General features: G+C 59.3%; 19 protein-coding genes. 15 read left to right on the forward strand and 4 right to left on the reverse strand.

Annotation, left to right across the window (positions count from 1 at the left end; genetic code table 11):
* Positions 1-9: 9 nt before the first annotated feature.
* Entirely contained in the window at positions 10-1,167 is a 1,158-nt protein-coding gene (gene coxB / locus CKA81_RS15065) for a cytochrome c oxidase subunit II (RefSeq protein ID WP_128356025.1), read from the reverse strand.
* 257 nt (positions 1,168-1,424) lie between these two features.
* On the opposite strand from coxB, the gene CKA81_RS15070 reads away from it, so the two are divergent.
* The 5 genes from CKA81_RS15070 (at position 1,425) to CKA81_RS15090 (ending at position 6,940) form a co-directional block, all read left to right on the forward strand.
* Positions 1,425-2,258, forward strand: a complete 834-nt coding sequence (locus CKA81_RS15070) for an NUDIX hydrolase (RefSeq protein ID WP_128356026.1) — start codon at positions 1,425-1,427, stop codon at positions 2,256-2,258.
* A 99-nt stretch (positions 2,259-2,357) separates the two neighbouring features.
* Positions 2,358-3,062, forward strand: a complete 705-nt coding sequence (locus tag CKA81_RS15075; protein ID WP_128356027.1) for a PhaM family polyhydroxyalkanoate granule multifunctional regulatory protein — start codon at positions 2,358-2,360, stop codon at positions 3,060-3,062.
* A 48-nt stretch (positions 3,063-3,110) separates the two neighbouring features.
* Positions 3,111-4,484, forward strand: a complete 1,374-nt coding sequence (gene glmU / locus CKA81_RS15080; RefSeq protein WP_128356028.1) for a bifunctional UDP-N-acetylglucosamine diphosphorylase/glucosamine-1-phosphate N-acetyltransferase GlmU — start codon at positions 3,111-3,113, stop codon at positions 4,482-4,484.
* Entirely contained in the window at positions 4,484-5,881 is a 1,398-nt protein-coding gene (locus CKA81_RS15085) for an MFS transporter (RefSeq protein WP_128356029.1), read from the forward strand. The genes glmU and CKA81_RS15085 overlap by 1 nt, the downstream gene beginning before the upstream one ends.
* 9 nt (positions 5,882-5,890) lie before the next feature.
* Positions 5,891-6,940 carry a glycosyltransferase family 4 protein gene (locus CKA81_RS15090; RefSeq protein WP_128356030.1) on the forward strand — a complete coding sequence of 350 codons (1,050 nt, stop codon included), beginning with the start codon at positions 5,891-5,893 and terminating at the stop codon, positions 6,938-6,940.
* Positions 6,941-6,949: 9 nt separating this feature from the next.
* On the opposite strand, the gene CKA81_RS15095 is transcribed toward CKA81_RS15090, so the two are convergent.
* On the reverse strand, positions 6,950-7,426 hold the full coding sequence (locus CKA81_RS15095) for an Lrp/AsnC family transcriptional regulator (protein WP_128356031.1): 477 nt from the start codon (positions 7,424-7,426) through the stop codon (positions 6,950-6,952).
* Positions 7,427-7,572: 146 nt separating this feature from the next.
* Here CKA81_RS15095 and glmS point away from each other — a divergent pair, with 146 nt between their 5' ends.
* Entirely contained in the window at positions 7,573-9,405 is a 1,833-nt protein-coding gene (gene glmS, locus CKA81_RS15100; protein ID WP_128356032.1) for a glutamine--fructose-6-phosphate transaminase (isomerizing), read from the forward strand.
* A 5-nt stretch (positions 9,406-9,410) separates the two neighbouring features.
* On the opposite strand, the gene CKA81_RS15105 is transcribed toward glmS, so the two are convergent.
* Positions 9,411-9,950: an ureidoglycolate lyase gene (locus tag CKA81_RS15105; RefSeq protein WP_128356033.1), complete on the reverse strand. Its 540-nt coding sequence runs from the start codon at positions 9,948-9,950 to the stop codon at positions 9,411-9,413.
* Between the two features lie 120 nt (positions 9,951-10,070).
* Between CKA81_RS15105 and CKA81_RS15110 the strand changes: the two genes are divergently transcribed.
* From CKA81_RS15110 to CKA81_RS15120, 3 genes are read left to right on the forward strand one after another with little or no spacing between them, the layout of a single operon-like run.
* Positions 10,071-11,663 carry a flavin monoamine oxidase family protein gene (locus CKA81_RS15110; protein WP_128356034.1) on the forward strand — a complete coding sequence of 531 codons (1,593 nt, stop codon included), beginning with the start codon at positions 10,071-10,073 and terminating at the stop codon, positions 11,661-11,663.
* Between the two features lie 2 nt (positions 11,664-11,665).
* Complete coding sequence (locus CKA81_RS15115; protein ID WP_128356035.1) at positions 11,666-12,067, forward strand: c-type cytochrome; 402 nt, start codon at positions 11,666-11,668, stop codon at positions 12,065-12,067.
* A gap of 31 nt (positions 12,068-12,098) precedes the next feature.
* Complete coding sequence (locus CKA81_RS15120) at positions 12,099-12,791, forward strand: haloacid dehalogenase type II (RefSeq protein WP_128356036.1); 693 nt, start codon at positions 12,099-12,101, stop codon at positions 12,789-12,791.
* Here the strand turns inward: CKA81_RS15120 and CKA81_RS15125 are convergent.
* The gene (locus CKA81_RS15125; RefSeq protein WP_128356851.1) at positions 12,759-13,616 is read right to left on the reverse strand and encodes an alpha/beta fold hydrolase; all 858 of its coding nucleotides are present in this window, start codon (positions 13,614-13,616) and stop codon (positions 12,759-12,761) included. The genes CKA81_RS15120 and CKA81_RS15125 overlap by 33 nt on opposite strands.
* Before the next feature lie 309 nt (positions 13,617-13,925).
* Between CKA81_RS15125 and CKA81_RS15130 the strand changes: the two genes are divergently transcribed.
* From CKA81_RS15130 to CKA81_RS15155, 6 genes are all read left to right on the forward strand, one after another.
* Entirely contained in the window at positions 13,926-14,666 is a 741-nt protein-coding gene (locus tag CKA81_RS15130) for an SDR family NAD(P)-dependent oxidoreductase (RefSeq protein ID WP_128356037.1), read from the forward strand.
* Positions 14,667-14,707: 41 nt separating this feature from the next.
* The gene (locus tag CKA81_RS15135; RefSeq protein ID WP_128356038.1) at positions 14,708-15,361 is read left to right on the forward strand and encodes a hydrolase; all 654 of its coding nucleotides are present in this window, start codon (positions 14,708-14,710) and stop codon (positions 15,359-15,361) included.
* 4 nt (positions 15,362-15,365) lie between these two features.
* Positions 15,366-16,226, forward strand: a complete 861-nt coding sequence (locus CKA81_RS15140) for a pirin family protein (protein WP_128356039.1) — start codon at positions 15,366-15,368, stop codon at positions 16,224-16,226.
* A 12-nt stretch (positions 16,227-16,238) separates the two neighbouring features.
* Positions 16,239-18,296 (forward strand): prolyl oligopeptidase family serine peptidase, encoded by a 2,058-nt coding sequence (locus CKA81_RS15145; protein ID WP_128356040.1) that lies wholly within the window; start codon positions 16,239-16,241, stop codon positions 18,294-18,296.
* Positions 18,297-18,341: 45 nt separating this feature from the next.
* Positions 18,342-19,493, forward strand: a complete 1,152-nt coding sequence (locus CKA81_RS15150) for an MFS transporter (RefSeq protein ID WP_128356041.1) — start codon at positions 18,342-18,344, stop codon at positions 19,491-19,493.
* Between the two features lie 116 nt (positions 19,494-19,609).
* Complete coding sequence (locus tag CKA81_RS15155) at positions 19,610-20,548, forward strand: siderophore ABC transporter substrate-binding protein (protein WP_164878420.1); 939 nt, start codon at positions 19,610-19,612, stop codon at positions 20,546-20,548.
* The last annotated feature ends 7 nt before the right edge of the window (positions 20,549-20,555 follow it).

Below are 20,555 nucleotides of genomic sequence, written 5' to 3' on the forward strand. Positions count from 1 at the left end.
GCGCCGGGCTTAGCGCAAGGCTTTGACATCGGAGGGTTGAACAACCGGGTCTTCCCCCTTGCCGGCATTGCCCCAGGCATTGCGCGTGTAAGTGATGACGGAAGCGATCTCGACGTCGTTCAGTTGGTCGCGGAAGGCCGCCATGGCGGTGCCCGGATGACCGTTCAGCACAGTAAGGATTTGCTCCTTCATGGGGCCGACGACGATAGGTCCACCGTCCAGCGCCGCGAAGGTGCCTGGTATGCCCTGGCCCTGAGCCTGGTGACAGGCTACGCAATTGGCCGTATAGACTTCGTTGCCGCGGGCGACCAGTTCATCCTTGGTCCATTCCTTGTTGGGATCGTCGGCAGCCGCCGACAGGCCTTGTGCCTGCTCGGCAGCCCATTTGTCGTAGTCCTCTTGGGAAACCACGTCAACGACGATGGGCATGAAAGCGTGATCCTTGCCGCATAGCTCGGCGCACTGTCCGCGGTAGGTGCCGATTTTTTCGGCACGGAACCAGGTGTCGCGCAGGAAGCCGGGCATCGCATCTTGCTTGACGCCGAATTCAGGCACCATCCACGAGTGGATGACGTCGTTGGCAGTCAGCACGATGCGCACTTTCTTGTCGACCGGCACAACCAGCGGCTTGTCCACTTCCATCAGGTAGGTGTTGGACTTGGGCTCGTTGCCGGTGATTTGAGATTGCGGAGTTGAAAGGTTGGACAGGAAGTTGACGCCTTGCGCCGGGCCATCCAGGTATTCGTAGCCCCACTTCCACTGATAACCCGTCACCTTGACGGTCAGGTCGGCACTGGAGGTGTCTTTCATGGCGACGACAGTGCGCGTTGCCGGCAAGGCCATCCCGATCACGATAATGAACGGTATGACCGTCCAGGCGATTTCGATGCCGACGTGCTCATGGAACTTGGCCGGCACCGCGCCGCGTGACTTTCGGTGCATGAAGATGGAGTAGAACATCACCCCGAACACGCCCACGAATATGATGAGACAGATGATAAGCATCATCCAGTGCACCCACATAATATCGCGTGCGATTTCAGTAACCCCTTCGTGGAGGTTGAGCTGATTGACTCTGGGGCCTCCGGGCATATCCTTGACCTGCGCACCAGCAACGCCCGCCATAAGCAATGCGCCGGTGCCCAGTAACCCTCTCAACTTCTTCATGCTGACCTCGAAATACGACGTGCCCATGCCTAAGGTTGATCTTGATCAAAGGATCCGATCAAAGACGATAGTGGGGGCACACAATTATTGGACGGCAGGCTTAAAATGGTGCTGCGATGCTACCTGCTCGAATTTACTTAAATGACTGCAGAATTATAGCGAACTAGCGCCGACCGTGGGTTGACGTCCACACAAGCGTATGTTGGGCTTGCTGGAAGAGCCTGCGATGGCCGCCCTGCTTACACTACAATTGCCCGATGAACGATGCACACGCACGCACGTTGATGCCTGCCCTGGAAGCGCGGTATCGACAGCTTTTCAAGCGTATTCAGCAGTTGCCTCCCGCCGGTTCGCGGCCCTTGACGGTCAATGGGCGAGTGGCCGGCTGGATCACTTCCAAGGCCACCAGTCACTTAAGTGGCCTGCCTGGCGTCCACATTGAAGCCGAGGCCGTGCATATCAGCGCCGCGCCGCGCGATCGCCTGTCCCTTAATGCCGTCCTGGCGCGTCTTGCCGATGCGCTGAAAGATACCGGATGCCTGCGAGGCTGGCGCAATGAACTTCTGGATGTGTTCGGCGAAGGCCGGCGCCTTGCTGTCATCGAACGGGCCGCCATGCGGCCCTTGGGGCTATTGACCAAAGCCGTGCACCTTAATGCATGGTCGCCTGACGGGCGGCTATGGATTGCACGTCGTGCCGCCAGCAAATCGTCGGATCCCGATATGTGGGATACGCTGGTCGGTGGTTTGGCTTGTTCGGGTGAAAGCCTGGATGTCTCCTTGATACGAGAAAGTAACGAAGAGGCGGGCCTGGTCGAACAAGACATCGCGGCCCGTACGCCGCTGCATATCATTTTGCGCATGCATCGCCGTTTGCCCGAGGGTTATCAGGTCGAGGATGTACTGGTCAGCGATTGCGTGCTCGACGAATCGGTACAGCCAACGAATCTTGACGGCGAAGTCAGTGAGATTCGGCTGGTGCCCATAGCCGAGCTTTGGGACATGGTGCTGCAAGGCGCGTTTACGCGCGAAGCCGAGCTGGTGGTGCTGGATGGCTTGAAGAGGCAAATAACGCAGAAGTCGCCGGCATAGGTCGGCTGGCGGGTTGTTGTGCTTCGGTTTAAGCTATGCAAACGGCCGCAGCCGCACTGCCGTCAGCCTGTACTTAATGAACGCCTTCAAGGAGTTGTTATGGCTACCCAAAAACCTAATCCCTTTGTGCTGCCAGGCTTTGGACAAAGCGGCGACATGGCGCAAAACCCCATCATGGCCAGCATGGAAATGATGCGTCAGGCATGGCAAGGGCTGGCAGCGACCTCTGGGCTCGAGCAGGCGGCCATGGCCACCCCCATGTCGCTCGAAGAGCTCGATCGGCGAATTGCCGACCTCAGGGCAGTGGAAAACTGGCTCCGACTTAACCTGTCCATGCTATCCAGCACCATACAGGGGATGGAGGTTCAGCGGTCCACTATCGCTACCCTCAAATCATTCATGTCGACGGCGGCCCAGGCCGGCCAGCACCCTGAAGGCCGCTCACCGCTGGACGTCGTGTTGGGCCTTCATCCCGAAGGCGAGGCGCCGGCTGCTAAACCGCCTGCCGGCAAACCGCAGACGGAAGCGCAGCAAGAAGCCGACGCGTCGGCCCCGGCCGATGCGGCTGCAGCGCAGGCTTCCGCCGCAGCACAGGGGTGGTGGGACATGCTGCAGAAGCAGTTCGACACGCTGGCCGCTGCCACCACGGCCACCTTGCACAATGCCGAATCTTCCGCGGCATCAAGCGACGCGCCGCGCAAAGCTGCCCGCAAGTCAACGACAGGTTCAGCCCCCCGCAAAACGGCCACCAAGAAGGCAGCGGCCCGCAAGCGCGCCAGTACCCGCGGCTCGGGCGCCAAATAGCCGGTTTCGCGGTATCCTGATCGTTTCCTGTCTCACGCCTCTTACGCTATGTTGAACGTTGTTATTCTCGCTGCCGGCCTGGGCAAGCGCATGCAATCCGATCTGCCCAAAGTGCTGCATCCGCTGGCCGGCAAACCCATGCTGGCTCATGTGCTGGACAATGCGCGCCTGCTCGAACCGGACCGCATTGTGGTGGTGGTTGGGCACGGAGCGGACCGAGTACGCGAGGCGTTCTCGGCCCAGGAAGACCTGGCGTTTGCCTTGCAAAGTCCGCAGCAGGGTACGGGTCATGCCGTGCAGCAGGCCGCCGCGCTGCTGGTGGAAAACCAGAACGCGGACGACGTTACGCTGGTGCTGTATGGCGATGTGCCGCTGGTTCAGTCAGCTACCTTGGCGCGCTTGCTCGAGGCTCGTGCCGGCGGTCTGGCGGTATTGACCGAAGAGCTCGCCGATGCCACTGGCTACGGGCGCATAGTGCGTAACCAGCAAGGCGATATCGTGCGCATTGTCGAGCATAAAGACGCCAGCGAGGCAGAGCACGCCATCAGGGAGGTCAACACCGGCATCCTGGCTGCGCCTACGGCCAAGCTTAAAGACTGGTTGCAACGCATCCGCAATGACAACGCCCAGGGCGAATATTATCTGACCGATATCGTTGGCCTGGCGGTCCAGGACGGCGTGGGTGTGCATGCCGCCCACCCCGAGCAGCCCTGGGAGACCTTGGGCGTTAACAGCCGTGTGCAGCAAGCGCAACTGGAGCGCCACTGGCAAGCCGAACAGGCCCGTCGCCTGCTCGAACAAGGCGTAACGCTGGCCGATCCTGCCCGGTTCGATTTGCGCGGCAGCCTGCAATGCGGTCGCGACGTCTTTATTGATGTGGGCTGCGTGTTTCAGGGCAGGGTCGAGCTGGCCGACGGCGTACGCATCGGCCCGCATTGCGTCATTACCGATGCCGTCATCGGCCCCGGCACCCAGGTCGAGGCCTTCAGCCATGTCGAACAGGCGCGCGTCGCGGACCAGGCACGCATCGGCCCTTATGCGCGGCTGCGGCCCGGCGCCGACATCGGCCCGCATGCTCATGTAGGCAACTTCGTTGAAATCAAGAAAAGCGTGCTGGGCAAGGGTTCCAAGGCCAATCACCTGGCCTATATCGGCGATGCCCAGATAGGCGAGCGCGTGAACATCGGCGCGGGCACCATCACTTGCAACTACGACGGCGTCAACAAGTTCCAGACCATTATTGAGGACGACGCGTTCATCGGATCAGATAGCCAGTTGGTAGCGCCGGTGCGCGTGGGCAAGGGCGCTACGCTGGGCGCGGGCACGACCTTGTCCCGGGATGCGCCCGCCGGCCAGTTGACCCTGTCCCGTTCGACGCAAAAGACGATCGAGAACTGGAAGCGGCCAGTCAAGAAGTCCTGATGACGACACCGGGGGCTCAGGATTCCACACGTAAATCCGGGGCGCCTGCAGATGGGCTGCAGGCGCCCCGGCGACACTGGGCGACGCTGACACTGCTGCTGGCCATTACCGTTACTGTGCTGGACTCCAGCATGGTCAATGTGGCGCTACCGGCCATTGCACAGTCCCTGGGCATTCGTCCGGCTGCGGTCGTTTGGGTGGTGATCGCCTATAACCTGACGGTGGTTGTCTCGCTGCTGCCGCTGTCTGCCGTTGCCGAGCGCATCGGATTCAGGCGGATGTTCCTATGGGGCATGGGCTTGTTCCTGCTGGCGTCGCTCTCTTCCGCGGCGTCCACCTCTCTGACCTGGCTGACCTTGTCGCGCATGACGCAAGGACTGGGGTCGGCCATGATGATGTGTTTGTTCGGCGGCCTGGTACGCAATATTTATCCGCTGAACAAGCTGGGCATGGGGCTAAGCCTCAATGCCATGACCGTGGGCTTGATGGCCGTGCTGGGCCCCACCGTGGGGGCTTTTATCCTGGAGCTGGCCTCGTGGCAGTGGGTGTTCCTGGTCAACATACCCATAGGCTTGGCCACCTACTTCGGTGCGCGTTTTTTTCCCGATGTGCCCCGTAACCGCGGTCGCTTCGACTGGATAGGTTGCCTGCTTAGTGTGCCCCTGTTCGGCCTGTCTATTATTGGCCTGGATGCGATCGTCAAGGATCCGGCCAGGGCTGCCTTGTGTTTCATCCTGGCGGCGTTGGCGGCTTGGGTGCTGCTGCGCCGCTCTCGCGACCAGGTGGCGCCGGTTTTTCCCGTGGACTTGCTGCGCATCAAACCCATCGCTTATGCGGTCGGCGCGTCGGCGTTCTCGTTCGCCGCCCAGATGTCGGCATTTGTGGCGTTGCCTTTCTATTTCACCCACACCTTGCAGTATTCGTACGCTGAAGTTGGCGTGTTGCTGGGTGCGTGGTCGCTGGGTGTGGCTGGCATGGCGCCGGTGGCCGGCATATTGTCGGGCCGGTATTCGATAGCGCTGCTTTGCGGAATTGGCGCGGGCGGCATGGCCGTTGGAATGTTGGGCCTGCTGCTATTGCCCGCCACGGCCGCCTTCTTTGCCCTGATGGGTTTCATGCTGCTGGGCGGCGTGGGTTTCGGTTTCTTCCAGACCCCGAATAATCGGGCCCTGCTGGCGGGCGCGCCCCGGCATCGGAGCGGGGCGGCCGGGGGCATGCAGGCCACAACGCGTGTCTTCGGGCAGAGTTTCGGTACGGCGCTGGTTGCCGTGGCCTTCAACATCAGTCCTGCCAACGGCGCCGTGATCGGGGTGTCTGCCTCGATTGTTTGCGCTTTGGTGGCCATGGGCATCAACGTAGCGCGGCATCGCAGCCCGGTACCCGATCTGGACCTATAGTCTGCCCCTATGAATATTCTGCAATTGAATTTCGAGCGTGGATGGCGTGGCGGAGAAAGGCAAACCCTGTTGTGCATGGAGCAATTCCGAGCGGCCGGCCATGAAGTCGCGTTGCTGGCCCGTCGCGGTGGCGAACTGGCTTTGCGCGCGCGCGCCGCTGGCTTTGTCGTACACGAGTTCGGCAATGCAATGGGGGTGGCGGCGTTTTTGCTGCGCAAGCGCAGCGCTTACGACATCTTGCACGCTCAAACAGCCAATATGCTGACCTGGTTGGCGCTGCTGAAGCCTTATCTATCAGCGCCCGTGGTGTTTACACGGCGCACTGCTTTCCCCGTCCCAGCCAAGCGCGAGGCGCGCACCGCCTGGAAGTGGCGCAAAGTGGACCTGATGGTGGCCATCAGCCAGGCTGCGGCGCAAGAGCCTGAGCGTCTGGGGGTGAGCACGCAGGTGATTCCCAGCGCCATACAGCCGCGCCCTTTGGATGCCGATCATTTGCAGTCATTCTCGCAAGCCTGGAATCTGCGGGGCAGGCTGGTGCTTGCCACTGCGGCCGCCATGACGAAAGAGAAGGACCCCTGCACACTGATTCGGGCGGTACACGAGCTAAGCCGCCGGCGGGACGACTTCGTTTTTCTGCACCTGGGTGCGGGAGGCGACAGTGAATCGCAGGCGCGGTCCCTGGTGCGGGAACTGGGCTTGGAAGAGCAGTATCTCTTTACCGGATTCCAGGAAGGTATTGAAGACCTATACCGCCTGATGGATGGCTTCGTGCTCAGTTCGCGTCACGAAGCATTGGGCACGAGCGTATTGGATGCATTTCAGTATGGTGTTCCCGTCGTCGCGACCGACACCGGGGGGCTGAGCGAGATTCTTGCGGACGGACGCGGGCTATTGTGCCCGGTGGGCGATCACGTCGCCATGGCCATGGCGATGGACCGCGTGCTGTCTGATCGCGTGATGCGCGCCAGCATGATAGAGGTTGCACGCGACTATGTGCGCCAGGAACATGACGCTGTCGTCATGGGGGCACGGTATCTGAACGTATACGCGGGGCTCTGAACAAATCCCCTAGTCGCTAAGCGGAATACGCGTCTCGAACTTGGCGCGGTGCACCGAAAAGAAACTGCGCACATTGCGTACATTCGCCTTGGAGGTAAAGGCTCGATGTGCCAAGGCGTGGTAGGCCGGCATGTCGGCCACTTGCGCAACAAGGATGAAGTCAGGGCCGGGCGTAACCCGATAGCACTGCAAGATGGCGGCCTCTGTCACGATGCCGGCCTCGAACGCATCGAGCTGTTCGGCTGTTTGAACATCCAGGGTGATTTCGATGATGGCGGTCAGCCGACTGCCCAGCTTCTCGGGACTCAGGATGGCCACCTGCTTTTCGATGACGCCGGTCTCGGTCAGGCGGCGTACCCGACGCAAGCATGTTGGGGCGGAGGCGTGGACGCGTTCGGCCAAATCCTGGTTCGTCAGCGCGCTGTTGGCTTGCAGTTGTTCAAGAATGCGCAGATCGAGGTCGTCCAGCGCCAGGATGTTGTCCATAAATTACGTGATTGCTACTTTTAAGAAAGAATATTGCGTGATGTTTTGATACAGAAATAATAGAGCGGAAAAGCGCAGATTAAGAAATCTTATTTCGTCTATTCTTGCGCACAATAGCACATCAGACCAAATATTGGAGCAAGTCTATGTGTGGCATTGTCGGCGCCGTGGCGCAGCGGGATATCGTCCCTATTCTTCTTGAGGGCCTCAAACGCCTGGAGTATCGCGGTTACGACTCCTGCGGTATTGCCGTGCATGCCGATGGTCAGTTGCGCCGCGCCCGCAGTACCGAGCGCGTTGCAGAGTTGCAGGCTCAGGTCGAAAAGGACGCCATTGACGGTTTTACCGGTATCGCGCACACCCGCTGGGCCACGCACGGCGCGCCGGCCACGCATAATGCGCACCCGCATTTTTCGGGGCAAAGCAAAGGCTCCGCGCGCATCGCACTGGTGCATAACGGCATTATCGAAAATCACGATGACTTGCGCAGTGAGCTGCAGGCGGCCGGCTATGTTTTTGAAAGCCAGACCGATACCGAGGTCGTGGCCCACCTGGTCGACCATTTGTATGCCGGCGACCTTTTTGAAGCTGTGCAGCAGGCCACGCGCCGGCTCACCGGAGCCTACGCCATCGCCGTATTTTGTGGCGACGAGCCCCACCGCGTAGTCGGCGCAAGGCATGGCTCGCCCCTGGTGGTGGGCCGCGGCGTCAACGAGAATTTCCTGGCATCCGACGCCCTGGCCCTGGCCGGCACCACCGACCAGATCGTTTATTTGGAAGATGGCGACGTGGTCGACCTACAGTTGGGGCGTATCTGGGTGGTTGACATGGATGGCAGACCCGTGGAAAGAGAAGTGCATACCGTACATGTGCACACGGGTGCTGCGGAACTTGGCCCCTATCGCCACTACATGCAAAAGGAAATCTTCGAACAACCCCGGGCGGTCAGCGACACGCTGCAAGACATCGAAAGCATCACGCCTGAGCTGTTTGGTGACGGCGCCTACAAGGTCTTCAAAGAGATCGATAATGTGTTGATCCTGGCTTGCGGCACCAGTTATTACGCGGGACTGACCGCGCGCTACTGGATAGAGTCCATCGCCAAGATTCCAGTAAACGTGGAAATCGCCAGCGAATATCGCTATCGCGACAGTGTGCCCAATCCGCGCACCCTGGTCGTGACGATCTCGCAATCCGGCGAAACCGCAGATACGCTGGCAGCCCTGAAGCACGCGCGTGGCCTGGGCATGCAGCACACGCTCACGATCTGCAACGTGGCGACCAGTGCCATGGTGCGCGAGTGCAAGCTGAATTACATCACGCGTGCCGGCGTCGAGATCGGTGTCGCGTCGACCAAAGCATTCACGACGCAGCTGACGGCGCTTTTCCTGTTGACCATGGCATTGGCGCAAGTGAAGGGCAAGCTTAGCGAGGAGCGCGAGGCCGACATGCTGAAGTCGCTGCGCCACTTGCCGGTCGCAATCGCCGCCGTGCTGGCGCTGGAGCCACAGATCATGGCCTGGGCAGATCGCTACGCCAGCAAGGAACACGCGCTGTTCCTGGGCCGCGGCATGCATTATCCGATTGCGCTGGAAGGCGCCTTGAAGCTGAAGGAAATCAGTTATATCCACGCCGAGGCCTACCCGGCCGGCGAACTGAAGCACGGCCCGCTGGCCCTGGTGACAGAGGCTATGCCCGTGGTCACCATTGCGCCGCATGACGAGTTGTTGGAGAAGCTGAAATCCAATATGCAGGAGGTGCATGCGCGCGGGGGCGAGCTATATGTGTTTGCCGACGCCGACACCAAGATCGTCAATAGTGACGGCATACATGTGATTCGCATGCCTGAAAACTACGGCAAGCTCTCGCCTATTCTGCACACGATACCGCTGCAGTTGCTGGCGTATCACACGGCGGTCGCGCGCGGCACCGATGTTGATAAGCCAAGGAATTTGGCCAAGAGCGTGACGGTGGAGTGATCGATTCAGATCTGCAGCAAATACGTTTGAGGCAGGGTGTGCATTGCGCTTTCGATCGCTGGTGCACCCTGTTCAAGGTACGCAACCAGTTCGGCAGTTGTCGATCCGCGCGTGAGCATCAAGCAGCTTACTTGGCCGTCGGCAACTTGCGTCGCGTGCCAACAGCCCGTGTGCATAGAGATGCCTTTACCTGGGGGGATGTGAAATGCCTTCAAGGTGGCAAGATCCGGCCGGGGACCGGATGCGTCGGTTAAGGCAACGATGTGGATCACCCCATGGGAACCTAAGGGGACGATGGCTTGTTCCGTTAGCCAGTGCACTTCCAGCGAGCTGACGATTCTGTCGTTCTTTCGATAGTTGACCCACAGTACTTCGGGCTCGCCTTGATCGCCGCAATCGAAAAAATCTTGATGCCAAAAATCGGTTGCAGGGGCCGTGAAGGCTGGCTTGTCGTCGCCATATGGCCGTCCCCATACCGTCCCGTAAGGAGCGAAGGCTTCGGAGCTGAGTTCTTCTACAAGTAGGGGCAAAGGTGTTGTAGCCATAAGCGGTAATGTTAGCCCGAATGAGCCGCGTGGGCGGTCCCTGGCTTTGTCGAGGACACTCTGCTAGGCTGCGGCTAGTCAGGGTGTCGTCTACCTTGTATAACCGGGGGAATAGCCAGCATGCCGATAAGCACGTCACTAACGCGTCGAGAACTATTAAAAGCGATTGGCCTGACGGCCGGTGCCACAGCCATGTATCACGCCATGACGGCACTGGGGCATGCACAGGAGTCGCCATTTCCTGGCCCTCCCGTCTTGTCCCCCGCCAAGCCCGGTGCCCGGGTGCTGATTCTTGGGGCAGGGTTGGCCGGACTATTGGCCGCCTACGAATTACGCAAGAGCGGCTATGAGGTCGAAATACTAGAGTATCAGAATCGTCCAGGAGGACGAAACTGGACCCTGCGTAACGGCGACGTTTATACGGAACTGGGTGGTGCCACGCAAAAAATTGCGTTTGCCGAAGGCAACTATTTCAACCCGGGCCCTTGGCGTATTCCTCATCATCATCGAGCCGTACTGCATTATTGCAAAGCACTGGGCGTCCCACTGGAAGCCTTCAATCAGTTCAACCACAACGCTTATCTGCACAGCACAGAGGCTTTCGGCGGCAAGCCGCAGCGTCTCCGGGAAGTGTGGTCGGATATGCAAGGCAATCTGACCGAATTGCTGGCCAAGGCTGTCAACGAAAACCAGATGGATTTGCCGATGGGGGCCGATGAGCGCGACCAGTTGCTGCAAGCCCTGCAAGGCTGGGGGCTGCTTGATGCGGATTACCGCTATCGTTCCAGCCTGCACACGGCGGTGCGCCGCGGCTACGATCAAATGCCAGGTGGTGGCCGGGTGGGCCCGCCGACGCCCGGGCCGCTTCTGGATCTGCACGATCTCTTGCATCCTACCGTATGGCAGCGGTTGAACTCACAGCTCGTTTACAACGCGCAGCCAACGATGTTCCAGCCGGTCGGAGGAATGGACCAGATCAGCCGGGGTTTCATGCGAGCCCTGCCGGATTTGCCTGTTCGCTATAACGCCCGCGTGACTCGTATTGATCAGACTGAAAGGCAAGTTAGCGTCACCTATGAGGACACCCAGGATGGCAAGGCAACACAGGTCAGCGCAGACTGGTGTATTTGCACATTACCGCTGACGGTTCTGGGACAGATGCCGGTGCAGGCATCTCAGGCGATGCTGTCAGCCATCCGCGCCGTGCCTTATAGCTCGTATACCAAGGTTGCCCTGGAATTTCGCCGTCGTTTCTGGGAAGAGGACGACGCCATTTATGGGGGTACGTCGGTCACCAATCAGGAAATCGAACTCATCTCGTATCCGAGTGATCGTTTTATGTCTGATGGGCCGGCTGTCTTGCTGTCGGCTTATACAACAGGCGTGAAGGGCAGTCTGAATCTGACGCGCATGACGCCAGAAGAGCGTATTGAAGCGGCATTAAGTCAGGGAGAAAAGATTCATCCTCAATACCGCAAAGAGTATCTTAGTGGCGCATCGGTGGCCTGGCATCGTGTTCCCTGGATGCTGGGGTGCCGGGCGCGCTGGACGGAAGATAAGCGCCAGATGCATTACAAGACGCTTGCAACACTGGATGGCCGTATCGCGCTGGCGGGTGATCACGTCTCGTATATGCCGGGCTGGATGGAAGGTGCGCTGTTATCTTCGCTTGATGCGATTACCCAGCTTCATCAACGTGCACAGGAGGCTTGATCATGAAACAAGCATTCACGACTTTCTTTCGCTCGTTGATCGTTGGCCTGACCTGTCTTGTATGGATGGACGGCGTCCAGGCTGCGGGTGATCCGCCGGCACTTACCGGGGAAGATGTTTATCGTCAATATTGCATGGCCTGCCATATGGTGGGCGGTAAGGGTGCGGAAGGCGCGGGGCGTTACCCGGCACTGGCGGAGAACCCAAGACTTATCGCACCCGGCTACCCGATCTATGTTGTGCTGAACGGCCAGGGTGCAATGCCGTGGTTCAACGGAATACTCGCGGACGAGGAAATTGCCGCAGTAGTGGGTTATATCCGCACTCATTTCGGTAATGATTACCCTGGTGCCGTTAAGGCGGACGAAGTGGCGTCGATGCGGGGTCCCGTCCCCAAAGAATAGGCGCGCCGCTGATTCTTTGAAGGAATATTTAATGTCGAATACTAAAGCTATTGTCTTTGATCTTTACGGCACGCTTTACGACGTCCACTCGGTCGTTCAGCAGTGCGATGCTGTGTATCCCGGCCAAGGTAGCCACATCAGCACCATGTGGCGGCAGAAGCAACTGGAATATACCTGGTTGCGCAGCTTGATGGGACAGTATGTTTCATTCGAGCAAGCCACCCGTGATGCGCTTGTCTACACTTGTCGGCACCTGAACCTTAAGCTCGATCAGGCGGCTTGCGCCCGACTGTGTGATGCTTATCTGAAGCTGACGCCGTATCCCGAAGTGCCTGCTACCTTGCAGCAATTGAATGGCTTGGGATTACCGTTGGCGATCCTCTCAAACGGATCGGTTTTCTCAATTGATAGTGTCGTCAAGAACTCGGGGCTGCAGAAGCATTTTGCGCATCTGATCAGCGTAGAGCGGGTCGGAGTTTTCAAGCCGGACCCGCGGGTCTATGCGCTCGCCTCCCAGGCGCTTGGGCTATTGCCCCAGCAGATTCTTTTTGTGTCCTCCAATGCATGGGATGCATCGGGTGCGCGTCACTTTGGCTTCACGGTGTGCTGGGTTAACCGGCATAACAACACATTCGAAGAGCTGGGTGCCGCGCCGCACGCTATTGTCAATGGCCTGGATGGGCTGCCTGAACTAATCAGTGCGGCAAAGGAAGGCGCGGATTAACGTGGCTATCTCTTGTGCATGTGTCTCCAGCGCGAAATGGCCGGTGTCCAGCAAATGGATCTGCGCATCTGGAAGATCTCGCTGATAAGCATAAGCGCCGGCAGGCAGAAACGCTGGATCATGGCGCCCCCACACAGCAAGCAACGGCGGGCGATATTCGCGAAAGTATGACTGGAAGGAAGGATAGAGCTCGACGTTGCTGCGGTAGTCCAGAATTAGATCCAGCTGGATATCTTGCGCGCCCGGTCGAGCCATGTAAGCGATGTCCAGCTCGTAGCCGTCGGGCGACAAGCGCCGCGGGTTGGCCCCGGTGCCATATTGCCAGTTGCGGATCGTATCCGGAGCAAGCGATGGTCGACAGGCTTCCCGGTTTGCTGCGCTGGGGTCGCGCCAATAGGCTTCCCAGGGCCCCCATTTGTCGCTGAAGCCCTCGACATAGGCATTGCCATTCTGGGAAATGATGGCAGACACCCGCTCGGGATGACGGGTCGCCAGACGGAGCCCTACTGGCGCACCATAGTCAAAGATATAGAGTGCGTATCGGTCGAGCAACATGGCATCGGTAAAAGCCTCGATCACATCGGCAATGCCATCGAAGGTGTAGTTGAAGGTTCTGCGTGGGGGCGACTTGGTTTGCCCAAAACCGGGCAGGTCCGGTGCGATGAGCCGAAAACGGTCGGCCAGCAGCGGAATCAAGTCGCGAAACATATGGCTGGCAGATGGGAAGCCGTGCAATAGCAGGATTACCGGTGCATCGCTTGGCCCTGCTTCACGGTAGAAGACTTCAACGTCACCAAGCTGTCGAAATCCGTAGCGTGTTTTCATGAATTTTGTGTCGGTCACCTTATATCTCCCATAGGGCATGCTCGCGTCGATAGTGACCGAAAGCAGCCGCCCGTGGATTGGACAGGCCTGCTTTCATGGGACGTAGGTATGGTCGCGTGCTGCGGCATCGGACGTGGCGTCTGGATCGCATGAATCTTCCATAACAGCAAGCCTGTCCAATCATTGGATAGTCATTTCCGAGATAGTGATACCACCATCAGGCAACAGCGTGATTCAACCCATCGCGGGGGCATGTTGCTCAAATCGCTACAAAGCTAACGGATGCCCACTAGGGCGGGAGAACAAGACATGAAAGATCTGATCGGAAAACGGGCGCTCGTCACGGGTGGATCGCGCGGGATCGGGGCGGCAATCGCTGTGGGGCTGGCCGATAAAGGTGCAGACGTGGCGATCACTTACGCAGGATCAGCCGACCGTGCCGCCGAGGTCGTCAAGGCGATCGAGGCAAAGGGTCGCAAGGCCGTCGCCATCCAGGCCGACAACGCCGACCCCGCAGCCATAAAGCGTTCGGTCACCGTAGCGGTTGGCACGCTGGGCGGGCTCGACATCCTTGTGAATAATGCCGCCGTAGCGCTATACAACCTCATCGCGGATATCAGCGTCGATGAGATCGACACCATGCTACAGGTGAACGTGCGCGCCCCTATCCTGGCGGCGCAGTCCGCCATACCTCACCTGCAGGCCGGCGGACGCGTCATCACTATCGGGTCGGCGGGTGCCGATCGTATCGGCGGTGAGCCCGGCTCGGTCTACTACATGACGAAGTCGGCACTGCAGTCATTTACCCGGGGGCTCGCGCGTGAGCTTGGGCCGCGAGACGTCACGGTAAACCTGATACAGCCGGGATCGACGAACACCGAGTCGAACCCCGCCAATGGCGAATTCGCCGACTGGCAGCGTTCACTCACGCCGCTCGGTCGTTTTGGCGAACCTGAAGACGTGGCGGCCGCAGTGGCGTTTTTCGCGAGCCCCGCCGCGAAGCACATCACCGGCGCCATCCTGAACGTTGACGGCGGCCAGGTCACGTAGTGAACACAACCCAGCCTCATAACTCCATTAAAGGAAATACCATGACCTTTCGTAATGGCCTCAATTCGCTTCTTCGTCCCGAAGACTCCGTACTCGTTTTGATCGACCACCAGCCTTACCAGCTCACGAACCTGAACAGCCACGATCCGCAGACAGTCGTCAACAATTCGACCGCTTTGGCCAAGTCCGCCAAAGCGTTCGGCGTGCCAACTATCCTGACCAGCGTCATCGCTGAACGAGGCGGTGTGATCTTCCCCCAGATCACCGACGTGTTCCCCGGCCAAGAGGTGATCGACCGGACTTTCATCAATACCTGGGAAGATAAGAAGGTCGTGGACGCCGTCAAGGCGACGGGCCGCAAGCAATTGATTATTGCAGGGCTCTGGACCGAGGTATGCGTTGCCTTGCCGGCAATCCAGGCGCTGGGCGAAGGCTGGGATGTCACGGTGGTGACCGATGCCTCGGGCGGTGTTTCGGTCGAGGCCCACGAAGTCGCCATCCAGCGCATGATTGCCGCCGGTGCCAACGTGATGACGTGGCTGGCTGTGGCCGCCGAATGGCAGCGCGACTGGGCGCGGCTCGAGCATGTTGCCGAGCTGACCGAAATCCTGAAGCAGCATGCCGCTGGCAGCGGCATCGCCTACCTGTGGGAACAGCAACTGCTTAACACGCCGGTACCAAGTAGCGCAGGCTGACGTCATGATCGAAGTTATTGAACAGCGGCGTCGCAACCTGGGTGGCGGCATGGAAGTTGGCCGTGTGCTGCCGTTTGCAAAGCGGCGCATGGTTGGTCCGTTCATCTTTTTCGACCATATGGGGCCACTCGATCTGGCGCCTGGCGTCGATCGGAGCATGGACATTCGGCCCCATCCGCATATCGGTCTTGCAACGGTGACCTACCTGTTCTCCGGCGAGATCATGCATCGTGACAGCCTCGGCTACGAGCAGGTGGTCCGGCCGCAGGAAGTGAACTGGATGACCGCTGGACGCGGCATCACGCATAGCGAACGTTTCGAGCGCGCACGGACGCAGGGAGATCAGCTGCATGGCATCCAGGCTTGGGTCGCCCTACCGACTGAACTGGAGGAAATCGCGCCGTCCTTCTCTCATCACTCAGCAAGCGAACTGCCGACATGGAGCGATGCTGGTGTGAACGGACAGCTAATCGCTGGCAGCGCCTACGGTCTGACGGCCGGCGTTGAAACGCATTCGCCGCTTTTCTATGCCCATCTGGACATGGCGCCTGGCGCGACCGCCGAGATTCCAGGTGGACACAAGGAACGCGCGATCTACATCGCGACCGGTGCGGTGGAGTTCGAAGGTAGCCGTTACGAGGCTGGCAGGATGCTGGTGCTTGACGCCACCGCTTCGAGCTTGCGGGCCCTGGAACGCTCCGCAGTTATGGTTCTTGGCGGAGAGCCAGTTGGAGAACGGTTTCTTTACTGGAACTTCGTGTCTTCATCGAAAGACCGGCTCGAGCAGGCGGCATCTGACTGGAGGGCGGGAAGGATGAAGCTGCCCGATGCGGATGATGAAGAGTTCATTCCGTTGCCGCCGTAGCCGTAGCCCTCAATGATCTATCCACAAACAGTTCAAGTAGATGTAGCCGACGTATATTTCGGCCAGAAAGTCGCCGACCCCTATCGTTGGTTGGAGAACGATATTCGCCGCGACCCCGCTGTTTCCGACTGGGTCGATGCGCAAAATGGAATATCCGCTTCCTATTTGGCCGGGCTGCCAGGACGGGATGTCTTTCGGGTACGCCTCACTGCGCTGTTCGATCACGAGCGCCTGACCACGCCGGAAAAGCGAGGTGAGCGCTACTTCTTTACGCGAAATTCTGGGCTTGAAAATCAAGCCGTCCTGGTCCTCCGCGAGGGTGTGTATGGCTTGGATCGTGTTGTCATCGATCCGAAGGCATGGTCGGCAGATGGCACCATCGCTCTGGCCGAATGGGCGCCGTCGAAAGACGGTTCCTATCTGGCCTATGCAATCCAGGAAGGTGGCACGGACTGGCGCCGGATCCGCGTTCTTGAAGTCGACAGTGGCACGATCCTGAACGACGAGATCAAGCGGGCGCGCTTCACGAGTATCGCTTGGGCGAAGGATAGCTCGGGCTTTTTCTACTCGCGCAATCCCGAGCCGGAATCGGACGCCGCATTCGTGGCGCCGGTTCTCGGGCATGCGGTCTACTTCCACAAGCTTGGAACGGAGCAGGCCGAAGACCGGCTTGTTTATGCATCGGAAGCAGAGGTACCGCTGATCCATACGGTCGAGGTCACTGCAGATGGACGATACGCTGTTATCTACTCTACAGCCCTAACGGGAGGCAACGCATTGGCGATAGCCGATCTGAGCAATCCCGGCTGGCCCATCAAGACCATGGTCGATACCTTCGACCACGCTTGGCTGCTTGCTGGAAATATCGGCACAAAATTCTTCCTGTCGACGCAGCAAGGCGCAGAGCGCGGCAGGGTCGTGACGACAGACTTGGCCGGGCCCGTGGCGGTGTTCGCAGAGCTTATCGCGGAGCGACACGATAGGGTACTGAAGTTCGCTGCGCTCATAGGTAATCGTCTCATTGTCTCTTACATGCACGACGCAAAGACCGAGGTCGAGCGCTACAAGATCGACGGAAAGCCGGACGGCGTCGTCGAGTTGCCCGGGGTCGGTAGTGCCGGCGCTTTCCACGGTCGGCCGAACGATGATGAGGCCTTCTTTGTTTTTACCAGCCACGACGTGCCTGCCAGCATCTATCGCTACGACGTTGCTACCAATTTTAGAACACCCTGGGCGGAGCCGAAGGTGGCGACCGACCTGGGCAATATTTTGGTGGAGCAGCGCTTCTACGCGTCCAGGGACGGCACGCGGGTGCCGATCTTTATCGTCCGACGCGCCGATGTGTCGGCTCCCGCGCCAACCATGCTCACGGCCTATGGCGGTTTTGGCATTTCCATGGTTCCCTTCTACTCGCCTGCCGCAATGGCATGGGTCGAGCAAGGCGGCGTCTACGCCGTCGCGAACATTCGTGGTGGCGGAGAATACGGAAAGGCTTGGCACGATGCCGGGCGCGGACAGAAGAAGCAGAACTCCTTCGATGACTTCATCACCGCCGGCGAATTCCTGAAGCGCGAAGGCATTACATCGCCGGACGGGCTGGCCATTCAGGGCGAATCCAACGGCGGGCTGTTGATCGGAGCGGTCGTCAATCAGCGGCCCGACCTGTTCGCGGCAGCTATTGCCAGTGTCGGCGTCCTGGACATGCTGCGGTTCGAGCGCTACACCGGTGGGCAGCTTTGGACACAGGAGTTTGGGCGTCCGGATGTCGAGGCAGATTTTCGGAACCTTCTCGCTTACTCGCCCTTGCACAATATCCGGTCCGGTACCCGCTATCCGGCCATCCTGGTCACCACGGCCGACGCCGACGATCGCGTCGTTCCGGCCCATTCTTTCAAGTATGTTGCCACGCTACAGGCCTGCGATCTTGGCGCTCGACCACACCTGTTGCGCGTCGAAACGCGTGCCGGTCACGGTGCCGGCAAGCCGACTGATAAGGCGATACAGGAGACAGCGGACATGTGGGCGTTTGCTGCGCACTGGACGGGCATGAGTGTGGGCAATGTGGAGTGATATCTGCGACTTTGCGGCTACGGCACGTGTTGAGCGGCCACAATTATGACCCCAAGCCTGTGCCTGGGCGCAACGGGATTCACCCTGATCGCGGTCTGCTACGGATTTGCCCGATTCGCTTTCGGGCTGTTTTTGCCGCAGATCGACGCGGAGCTGAGCCTGTCTTCCACCCTCAGCGGCGTGATCTCGGCTGGAGCTTTCCTGGGATACTGCATCGCTATTGTTCTGTCGGCCTATCTCACAGAACGGGTTGGTGCCCGCCCAGTTGCCGTCGGTGCGGCACTGGTCGCGGCGGGCGGCATGGCTGGTATCGCCTCAGCACCTTCAGCAACATGGCTTGCGGTCGCGGTCATGCTGGCTGGATCAAGCACCGGCTTGGCTTCGCCCCCCATGGCCGCTGCTGTGTCCGTAGTCGTGCGGTCGAGCCGACAGGGTGCCACCAATACGGCTATTAATGCAGGGACAGGCGCCGGCGTGGTGCTTTCGGGGCCCGTGGCACTGATGATGGGAGATCAATGGCGCCTTGCGTACGCCGGCTTTGCCGCCGCCGCTGTTGGCCTCGCATTAGCCGCAGCGTTCAGCATACCGGCGAACATCAGGAGCACCACGAAAAGTAAAGGCGGCATTCCACCATTCAACGGTGTGCTCAGGCGGCTGATGTTTGCCTCTTTCCTGATGGGCTCCGCCAGCACGGCGGTCTGGTCCTTTGGAGGGCAGCTCGTTACGGCTCGAGACGCCTGGAACAGCACAGCCGTGGGGCTACTCTGGATGGGTATTGGGGCCGCCGGTATCGTGGGTGCGGGCGCAGGGACTCTAACTGCTCGATATGGACTTGACCGGATCCATCGCATCTTTCTGACGACAATGGCGGCGGGTGTCCTTCTGGTCGGTGTCGGCGGCACAACCGCCCTGGCACTGTGCGGTGGCATTCTATTTGGTGCTGCCTACATTATGCTTACCGGCGTCTATTTGATCTGGGGAGTCATGGCACTACCCGATCGGCCCGCCACAGGCCTGACGATCGGCTTTCTGACTATAGCTATCGGTCAAACTGCGGGGGCGCCGTTCTTTGGCATGCTGATGGATCGGCTTACGACCGACTATGCCGTGACTATTTTTGCCTGTCTGGCCCTCGCGGCCTGCTTGGCACGCGCGGAAAAAGAACAGGGTAGGTCCCGTCCAGAGTGCCGGGAATGACCAATTGCCGGGGCCTGCTCTGAAAGCGGGGGGGGGTGAATGATAATCATACGCAATTAATGGTAAATTGCGCTTCGTTATGCCGGCATCTGGCTGGCATGGGTACGGGGCAGAGTGTGAACAGTAAACGTGTATTTGGGCCTTTCAGACAAAAGCTGAAGATCATCGTAGCGGCGACGCTTGTGTCTGCCGCAACAGCGCTTGTTGCTCAAGCAGCCACAGTGTCGGTCACGCATGCAGGTGGTCAGACGGACGTGCGGACCAATCCACAGAAAACTGTGGTGCTTGACCTGGCATTGCTGGACGTCATGAATGCACTGAAAGTGCCGGTTGCAGGGGTTCCGGGTGGACGCTTCTCGGGGGCGCTTTCGCATTACGGTCCAGATAGCGTCACCAAAGTCGGCTCAATGTTCGAACCTGATCTGGATGCGATACGCGCCCTTGAACCGGACCTGATCATTGCAGGTCGACGGTCGACAAAAGCCTATCCCGCAGTGGCCGAGATTGCGCCGTCCATCAACTTGGCTTTTGATCAGCGGAACCTGGTGGACAGCGTCATGCAAAGGACCCGTACGTTGGCGTCGCTGTATGGCAAGCAGGATGTGGCCGAGCCCTTGCTTGAAAGGCTGAACACCTCGGTGAAAAGATTACAGACCAAAACGGCAAAGGCGGGCAAGGGATTGCTGGTCTTTACGACAGGCGGCAAATTGATTTCGCAAGGTCCTGATTCACGGTTTGGTGTCTTGTTCAATGATTTTGGTGTCGTGCCCGCCATGACGGTCTTCCCGGCCGGCAAAGGCGTGGCCTTAACCGCGGGATCGCTGCAAGCGCTTAACCCCGACTGGATTTACGTGATAGACCGCGATGCCAGCTTAGGCCGCAACGCGTTGTCAGCAAAACAACTGCTGGACGATGCGCAGGTGGAAAAGACGGCTGCCGGTAAAAATGGACGTATCGTGTATTTGGACCCGTATAACTGGTACATGCTGGATGGTGCCGGACTAAACAGCCTGCAGGAAAATGTCGATCAGCTGCTGGAGGCGCTTGAGCGCTGAGGGCGAG

The organism is Pollutimonas thiosulfatoxidans, from assembly GCF_004022565.1.
In the GTDB taxonomy this organism is placed as follows: Bacteria; Pseudomonadota; Gammaproteobacteria; order Burkholderiales; family Burkholderiaceae_B; genus Pusillimonas_D; species Pusillimonas_D thiosulfatoxidans.